The following is an 8050-nucleotide window of genomic DNA, read 5'->3' as shown; positions in this document are numbered from 1 at the left end:
GGGCAGGTGTCCGCGGACGATATGGCGGCCGGCCGAGCCGAAGACATCGCCGACAAAAAGGATATTCACTCAAAAAGTTTACACGGCGCGGGGTTACGAGGGATGTTTGCGGAGTATGTGCAATCTTGCGGCAGGCTGGTTGTGGTAGCTTTTTTGTTATGGCACAGAATGCGCGTTTTGCTTTGAGTCTGCGGGTTTTGGCGGTGCTGGCGACAGAGCCGGATGCGATGCACACCTCGGCGGCGATTGCAGAAGCTCTCAAGGAGAGCGCCGTCATGGTGCGACGAACGTTTCTGCTGCTGCACAAGGCCGGGCTGATCGTGCAGCGCAAGGGACCGAACGGCGGCGCGAAGCTGAAGGTTCCGGCCAAGCAGATCGGCCTTGGCGATGTGTTCGACGCTGCTGCCGGAGAGTGGCTGGCGGTCGAAGACAAGGCGCTTGCCGGACTGATGAAGAAGGTCCGAGACGATGCGGTGGCAGCGATGAATGAACACTCGCTGGCAGGCGTGGTGAAGCGGTTGAAGAAGGCTTAGTCTTCCGTCTATTCGGCGGATTCTCCGTGGGCCCGCTCGCCGTTCGCTTGCTGCTTTTTGACCTGCGGACGAAGCAGCGGAAACAAGATGACGTCCCGAATGGACTTTGAGCCGGTGAGGATCATGGTCAGGCGGTCGATGCCGATGCCCTCGCCACCGGTGGGGGGCAGGCCGTATCCGAGAGCGCGGACGTAGTCCTCGTCCATCTCATGGGCTTCGTCGTCGCCACGTTCCTTTTCAACGAGCTGCTGTTCGAAGCGGCGGCGCTGGTCGTCGGGATCGTTCAGCTCGCTGAAGGCGTTGCCTACCTCGAAGCCGCCGATGTAGAACTCGAAACGCTCGACCCAGTCGGGCTCGTCGGGCTTCTGCTTGGAGAGGGGGCTGACGGCTAGAGGGAAGTCGTAGATGATGGTGGGCTGGATGAGGTGGGGTTCGGCTAGAAGCTCGAATAGATCTGACACTGCGCGTCCCACCGGCATGCCGGCTTCTAAACCGTTCAAAATAAAAATCATCGCGCTGCTCATCTTGGCAGGAGGATCATTTTGTTTTTCGTGTTCGCTAAAAGCAAGCTGCCTTTGTTGTCGTCCTTTATTTTCAGACTTGACGGCTTCACGAAGACGATTCTGTAGTGCGTTTGAATCAGAGAACTCTGATCCATGTGGAACTTCTCCAAATTCATCTGGCCAGAACGTTATGATGGCGTCGCGCATCGAGAGCTTCGTCCACTTGCTGAGGTCGATCTCTACGCCGTTGAAGTTGGTGATGGTGTGGCCGTTTACCTCCTGCGCAACGAAGATTATTAGCTCTTCGGTGAGGCGCATGAGGTCGTGGTAGTTGGCGTAGGCCTGATAGAACTCCAGCATGGTGAACTCGGGGTTGTGCTGGGTGCTGATGCCCTCGTTGCGGAAGTTGCGGTTGATCTCGTAGACGCGGTCGAGGCCTCCGACTACCAGCCGCTTCAGGTACAGCTCGGGCGCGATGCGCAGGGAGAGGTCGAGGTCGAGCGCGTTGTGATGGGTGCGGAAGGGCTTGGCGGCGGCGCCTCCGGCGATGGTGTGCATCATCGGGGTTTCGACTTCTAGATAGCCGCGCTCGTCGAAGAAGGTGCGCAGGGCGCGGAGGATGGCGGCACGCTTGACGAAGACCTCGCGGACGTTGCGGGTCTCGGGTTCGGCGGTGTCCGGTGAGGGGAGTGGCGCACCACCCAGGTCTGCAACGGCCAGACCTGGGGCACTCGGCTCAGTGGGAGCTTGTTGCTTGGCACTGTGGCCGGTGTTCATGAAGAGGTCGACGTAGCGCTGGCGGTAGCGTAGCTCGGTGTCCTCGAGGCCATGGTACTTGTCCGGCAACGCGAGCATGGCCTTGGCGAGGAAGGTGAGCTGTGTGACGTGGACCGTCAGTTCGTTGGTGCGGGTGCGGAAGAGGCGGCCCTGGACGCCGACGTGGTCGCCAAGGTCGAGCAGCTTGTAGAGGGCGAAGACAGCTTCGCCTACGTCGTCCTTGCGGACGTAGATTTGGAGCCGCTGGCCTCCCTGTTGAAGCTGGGCGAACCCGGCCTTGCCCTGGACGCGGATGGCCATGATGCGGCCGGCAAGGCTCACCTCGATGGGGGCTGACGCGGATTCGAGCTGCTCGGCAGTCTGCTCGTCGTAGGCGGCGCGCAACTCGGGAATGGTATGAGTGGCGGTGTAGGAGTTGGGGTAGGTAGCGTGGCCGAGAGCGGCGATCTGCGCGAGCTTGTCGCGACGGAGGGCGTAGAGGTTCTTTTCAAACTCGGACTCGAACACGGGTTTTCCTTTGCAGCTTAATTTCGTTGAAGTTTAAGTATAGCGGCGAGGAACGACAGCGAGGCCCTATGGCGCGCCTCAAAAAGGGCCGAAGGTCGCAACGCGCTTCATAATGGCCTCGAAGACAGCGGTGCGTTTTTTGTATGCGGCGCGGATGCAGGGTTTGCTGGTGCCGCAGGCTTCACGCTCGCTTATCCAGACAGGCTGCTGATCTTGAAGGTCGCCGCGTGTTCCCATGGCGACGAAGTGAAGGGAGATGTTGTAGAGCGTGTCCATGCGCGCGTCGGCCTGAATGAGCGTGGGGTCGGAGCAGATGGTCTTTTCGTTTGGGGTGACGGCTTTGGCGCAATGGATGGGCACGGGAAATGCCTGCGGAACGAAGAAAAACACGGCGGCAATGAGCAGGAAGGAGGTGGAACGGGAGGTCATTTGGCTTCTCCTTGAGGATGGTGACACACCTGGCCTGTCGCGCTCCTGTTCTCACAAAAACGAAGGGCGGCCGGAGCGGCCGCCCTTCGTTAACCCTACCTGAAACTACTGATTCGACTTGGAGACTACGAAGTAATGAGCCACGGTCCGGACGAATGGACGCGCCTCGGGGGGTGTTGCCTGATTACCCTTCAGGATCGTCTGGAACGGAATGTCCGTGCCATAGATCGTCCGGGTGTCGTCCTGGTTCTGGGAGAGCACGGTGCCGTCGAGATTGATACCGGCGAAGAGTCCCTTGCTGCGCGAATAAGTTAGAAACTCAGCATTCAGCTTCCAGTCCGTTCCCGCCTGCGCATTGCGGCCAACCGGGCCAGCCGAAGCAGCAGCATCGCCGCCGATCTTGAACTTGTTCTTCAGCATGTCCTGAAGCCCCTGCTGATTCATCGCTACCAGAACCAGGTCCGTCGACTGTCCGCCAATCTGGAAGCCGAAGCTGCCGCCGGCAAGCTGCACAAATACCGGAGCGCTCCAGCCGCGCGGCGTGCGGCAGGTAGCAACACCCTGGCCATACTGACCGCCGACGACGAAAGCCGCCTTTTTATAGCTGGGAACCACCACCACGCAGGACGCTCCCGCGAGGATGCTCTGCGGGATGCCTTTGTCCGGGGTCGCCATAATCTGCCGTACAACATTCTGGGCATCCGTCAGACGCTCGGCCAACTTCGCCTTGTCCGATGCTGCAAATGCCGAAACAGAACTCGCCACCATGGCCAATCCACATGCAATCACTGTTATCCGCTTCATAATTTTTTGCCTTTCACTTTCTAAAACTTCAATTGGAGTGTCCGCTTCAACATTCGATGAGATGGGCAGAACCAAAGCAGAGTTGTACCTTAGCAGAGTTGCCTGCGGCAAGACAAAAAAATGGGGGTTGTAGAGATAGCGCCAAGGTCGCCCCTGACACGCTCTCTACAACCCCTCTCCCAGGTCTGTGTTGCTTAAGACACTCTGCATCACATCAGTGGCCATCACAACGGTACGAAGGTCTATATACCTTTGAGCGGTTTCTGTTAACTATCTGATCAATAGAAAAATTACTCCTCCAGAAGATTTCTGTTCAGCGTCTCGACGGTAAGGGCGATCCGGTTGGCCACCCCAACCTTCCGCATAATCCGCCCAACATGAGCCTTTACCGTTACGGCATCGATGCCGAGAGCGCTCGCAATCTCGCGGTTGGGGCTACCCGCCACCAGCAGGCGCAGCACCTGGGCCTCTCGCCCGGTAAACTTCGGCGCACTGCCCAAAGCCGCGCTGGCCGTCTCCGCCGCGGACGACTCCAGCAACCGTGCCAGCACTTTTCGCGGAGCCCAGAGCGAATCGTCCTGCACGATCTCGATCGCCATCCGGATCTCGCTCTCTTTGGCCGTATGGGTCAGGTATCCTTTGGCTCCCGCGCCGATCACCCGCTGAATATACTCGTGGTCCTCCTGCACGCCGATCACGATCAGCCGCAGGCGGGGGCGGCGGCGGTGAAACGTAGCCAGCAATTCGAAGAGGTGGTCCGTGCATGCCGCGTCGATCAGGATCAGCGACACTCCCGATGCATCGAGCGCTCCCGGCACCGAGAGGGCTATCACCTCGAAACCGCTCTCGGAAAAGATGGCCTGCAGGCCAATAATCCGCAACGGATCCGTGGCAATCAACCCAATACGCAGATGTCCATCCGATGTTGTGTCTCTCATCGCCCTTGCAGCCTCTACTTCTCAACGTTTTTAGGCAGGCAGTATGTGTCGCAGCCAGGGAATGGTTCAACCGTCGGTGCAAGCTAGAGCTTCGGCAGAACGATTCCCTGTTGATTCTGGTACTTTCCTTTGCGGTCCGCGTAACTGATCTCGCAGACCTCATCGGACTGGAAGAAGAGGATCTGGCACAATCCTTCGTTGGCATAGATCCTGGCGGGAAGCGGCGTCGTGTTCGAGATCTCGAGCGTCACGTAGCCCTCCCACTCCGGCTCGAAGGGGGTGACGTTGACGATGATGCCGCAGCGAGCATAGGTTGATTTGCCCACGCAAATGGTCAACACGTCGCGAGGAATCTTGAAATATTCGATCGACCGCGCCAACGCGAACGAATTTGGCGGCACAATGACGCTGTCGGACTGGACGGACACAAAAGACCGTTCATCAAACGCTTTAGGGTCAATAATCGCGCTATTGACGTTGGTAAATATCTTGAATTCGTCCGAGACCCGCAGGTCGTACCCATAGGACGAGAGTCCATACGAAATCACGCCTTCGCGGACCTGTTTTTCGCTGAACGGAGAAATCATGCCGTGCTCGGTCGCCTGTTGGCGAATCCAGCGGTCGCTTTTAATGGCCACGCTAATCTGCTTCCCTTCGTCTTCTGATTCGAGTCTAACCGTATTGGCGAGCGGCCACCGGGGCGCTTACACCCCCTTTTTCCGTTGCCTCATTAGATTCTTCATCTTACGGTAGCGTTCTTACATTGACAATCTCGTTTCGACTTTCTACCATCACGGTACTAAACCCGGTCAGTAAATGTGTTGATAGAAAATTACAGCCAAAGGACGGCGGCCCCACATGATTAAGCAGGATCTTATACAAAGGGTTGTTGAACGTACCGGCCTTCCGCGGACCAAAGCAGAGGCTGCCGTCGACGCCATCTTCGATAGCATGAAACAAAACCTGATCGCCGGCGACCGCATCGAACTGCGCGGCTTCGGCGTCTTCACCGTGAAACCGCGCAAAACCGGCATCGGCCGCAATCCGAGAACAGGGGCTGAAGTCACCATCGCCCCCGGGAAAGCGGTTCGCTTCAAGCCCGGCAAAGAGCTCCACCTGCTCGAGTAGCGCCGGAGCGCGCTTTCCACCGCATTACATCAGGTGCACGGCATCCACGTCGACAACTAGGTTCCGGCGCGCTATCCCCTGTGTTTCGGCAAATGCCAGCATGGCCCGCAGGGTCGCGCCCAGCGTTCCTCGCTGCTCCGCCTTCAGCACGAAGTGATATCGGTAAATCCTCTTCAGCCGCACGATAGGCGCGGCAGCAGGCCCCAGTACGCGGACCTTGTCCAGCCGCGTCTGCTGAAACCACCGCCCCAGCGTAGACGACCACCCCGTAGCCTCTTCCAGCTTCTCGCTCTGGACCACGACGTTCGCCAGCACAGCGTTGGGCGGATAGTGCATCCACCGCCGATAGTTCATCTCCTTCGCTACAAATCCAGGATAGTCATGCTGCGATGCAAACTGAATCGCATAGTGGTCGGGATGATAGGTCTGCACCAGCACCTTGCCGCGCAGATCGCCCCGGCCCGCCCGGCCCGAGACCTGAGTCAACAGTTGAAACACCCTCTCCGCAGCGCGAAAGTCCGGCAGCCCCAGCGCAAAGTCCGCGCCCACCACGCCCACCAGCGTCACCCCATGAATGTCATGCCCTTTGGCGATCATCTGCGTGCCCACCAGCAGATTGATCTCGCCTGCATGAAGCCGTGACAGCAGCCGCTCCATATCGCTGCGTCCTCGCACCGTATCGCGGTCCATACGGCCTATTCGTGCGGCGGGAAAGATCTCCTGCAACCGCTCCTCGCCCTGCTGCGACCCGGCACCGAGAAAGTAGAGGTGCTCGCTGCCGCACTTCGGGCAGGTCTTCGGCACCCCACGCCGAAATCCGCAGTAGTGGCACTCCAGCCGCTGACCCGGCTGCGCTACGCCGTCATCGCCGCTCACCGGTTTGTGATAGGTCATCGAGATCGCGCAGTTCTCGCACTCCACCTTGTCGCCGCAGCTCCGGCACATCACCACAAACGAGTAGCCGCGCCGGTTCAGCAGAATGATCGCCTGCTCTCCGCGATCGAGCGTGGCCTGCGTCTCTTCGATCAATCGCCGCGAAAAAATCTGCTCCTGCCCGGTCTCTTTGAATTCCGTGCGCATGTCCACCAGTTCCACCGCAGGCAGGGGGCGGTCCGCGACTCGCCGCCGCATCTCCACGCGCACATAGCGCCCCTTCTCCGCATTCGCCCAGCTCTCGAGAGACGGCGTAGCCGATCCCAGCACCACCACCGCCTCGTTGAACTTCGCCCGCATCACGGCAACGTCGCGGCCATGATAGCGCGGCGTCTCCTCCTGCTTGTAGCTGGAGTCATGCTCTTCATCGACGATAATCAGGCCCAGCTTCACCATCGGCGCAAACACTGCCGACCGCGTTCCGACCACAATTCGCGCCTCGCCCCGGCGAATCCTGTGCCACTGCTCGGCGCGCTCATCGGGCGTCAATTGCGAGTGCAGCAGCGCAACCTCGCTGCCGAACGCCGCCACCATCTGCCCGGTCATTGCGGGCGTCAACCCAATCTCCGGCACCAGCAGCAGCGCGGACTTTCCTGCATCGAGCGCACGCTGCATCGCCGCAAAGTAAACCGTAGTCTTGCCCGAGCCGGTCACACCGTACAGCAGATGCGGCGCAAACCCGCCCTTGGTCATCGCCGCCGCAATCGTCCCCAAAGCCTCCATCTGCGCTTCGTTCAGAGCGTGCTCATGTGCATGCTTCTTTCCATGCGCGCCCACCCCGCCCATGTGAAAATCTTCAGCGACCTCTTCAATCGTCACCAGCCCACGCTTCACCAGCGTCGCCAACGTAGACTCCGGCACCGCAGGCAGCGTCTGGCGCAGGTCCCTCACGCGCATCCGCCCACCCACCGCAGCCAGCTCCGCCAGAATCGCTGTCTGATTCTCATTGAGCTTCGGCAACCGCGCATCCACCACCAGCACCGCTACCTTCTCCAGACGCCGCGCATCGCGCTCCTCCGCTACCGCCTCACGGGTCAGCCACTTCTTGCGAACCATCCCCTCCAGAAGGCTTTTATTTGCGCTTGTGGCCGACCGCAGCGCCGATATCTTCGCCTGCTCCCCCCCTTCCAGATAGTTCAGCACCGCGTACTCGCGATTCTGCTCCTCAGGGGAAAGCTTCGACCGCCGCGAAGACCCCTTCGCCGCGCCCTCATAGAGCACCTTCCGTCCCTGCTCAGCAATCCTGTAGAAAAAATGCCGCTTCACCTCGGCAGACAGAGGCAGCATTCCCCGCAGCACCTCGCCCAGCGGAGCGACGTAGTACGAAGCGATCCACCCCGCCAGCTTCATCAACTCGTCCGGCAGCAGGGCCGCGTCATCCAGCACCTGCTGCACCGGCTTGATCTCGAAGCCATCTGCGGGCGCATCCTCGTGCACCCGCACCACCACCCCCATCAATCTCTGCCCGCTGAAAGGAACCAGCACCCGCGCCCCCACT

Annotated in this window: 9 protein-coding genes; 3 read left to right on the top strand and 6 right to left on the bottom strand. The window is 59.8% G+C overall.

The window, feature by feature from the left end:
• Positions 1-186: hypothetical protein (locus tag VMU57_RS05755; RefSeq protein ID WP_325381678.1), on the top strand; the 186-nt coding region annotated here is incomplete at its 5' end.
• Complete coding sequence (locus VMU57_RS05750; RefSeq protein ID WP_325381677.1) at positions 183-533, top strand: RrF2 family transcriptional regulator; 351 nt, start codon at positions 183-185, stop codon at positions 531-533. The genes VMU57_RS05755 and VMU57_RS05750, both read left to right, overlap by 4 nt.
• Before the next feature lie 8 nt (positions 534-541).
• Here VMU57_RS05750 and VMU57_RS05745 read toward each other — a convergent pair whose 3' ends face one another.
• From VMU57_RS05745 to dcd, 5 genes are all read right to left on the bottom strand, one after another.
• Positions 542-2320, bottom strand: coding sequence for a lysine--tRNA ligase (locus VMU57_RS05745; protein WP_325381676.1), 1779 nt, complete (start codon positions 2318-2320; stop codon positions 542-544).
• Positions 2321-2398: 78 nt separating this feature from the next.
• Positions 2399-2749 carry a hypothetical protein gene (locus VMU57_RS05740; RefSeq protein ID WP_325381675.1) on the bottom strand — a complete coding sequence of 117 codons (351 nt, stop codon included), beginning with the start codon at positions 2747-2749 and terminating at the stop codon, positions 2399-2401.
• 105 nt (positions 2750-2854) lie between these two features.
• On the bottom strand, positions 2855-3553 hold the full coding sequence (locus VMU57_RS05735) for a lipid-binding SYLF domain-containing protein (protein ID WP_325381674.1): 699 nt from the start codon (positions 3551-3553) through the stop codon (positions 2855-2857).
• A gap of 290 nt (positions 3554-3843) precedes the next feature.
• The gene (locus VMU57_RS05730) at positions 3844-4491 is read right to left on the bottom strand and encodes a response regulator transcription factor (protein WP_325381673.1); all 648 of its coding nucleotides are present in this window, start codon (positions 4489-4491) and stop codon (positions 3844-3846) included.
• Positions 4492-4574: 83 nt separating this feature from the next.
• Positions 4575-5129 carry a dCTP deaminase gene (dcd, locus tag VMU57_RS05725; RefSeq protein ID WP_325381672.1) on the bottom strand — a complete coding sequence of 185 codons (555 nt, stop codon included), beginning with the start codon at positions 5127-5129 and terminating at the stop codon, positions 4575-4577.
• A 220-nt stretch (positions 5130-5349) separates the two neighbouring features.
• Between dcd and VMU57_RS05720 the strand changes: the two genes are divergently transcribed.
• The gene (locus VMU57_RS05720; protein WP_121472085.1) at positions 5350-5619 is read left to right on the top strand and encodes an HU family DNA-binding protein; all 270 of its coding nucleotides are present in this window, start codon (positions 5350-5352) and stop codon (positions 5617-5619) included.
• A 24-nt stretch (positions 5620-5643) separates the two neighbouring features.
• On the opposite strand, the gene priA is transcribed toward VMU57_RS05720, so the two are convergent.
• The coding region (gene priA, locus VMU57_RS05715) for a replication restart helicase PriA (protein ID WP_325381671.1) at positions 5644-8050 on the bottom strand (2407 nt) is incomplete at its 5' end.

This window comes from Edaphobacter sp., from assembly GCF_035532915.1.
In the GTDB taxonomy this organism is placed as follows: domain Bacteria; phylum Acidobacteriota; class Terriglobia; order Terriglobales; family Acidobacteriaceae; genus Edaphobacter.
The sequence above is the reverse complement of the archived record's forward strand: the minus strand, read 5'-3'. Positions and strand labels throughout refer to the sequence as shown.

Coding starts and splice junctions, on each gene's coding strand:
- VMU57_RS05740 (WP_325381675.1), bottom strand. CDS start 2,749: ATGACCTCCCGTTCCACCTCCTTCCTGCTCATTGCCGCCGTGTTTTTC.
- VMU57_RS05735 (WP_325381674.1), bottom strand. CDS start 3,553: ATGAAGCGGATAACAGTGATTGCATGTGGATTGGCCATGGTGGCGAGT.
- VMU57_RS05730 (WP_325381673.1), bottom strand. CDS start 4,491: ATGAGAGACACAACATCGGATGGACATCTGCGTATTGGGTTGATTGCC.
- VMU57_RS05720 (WP_121472085.1), top strand. CDS start 5,350: ATGATTAAGCAGGATCTTATACAAAGGGTTGTTGAACGTACCGGCCTT.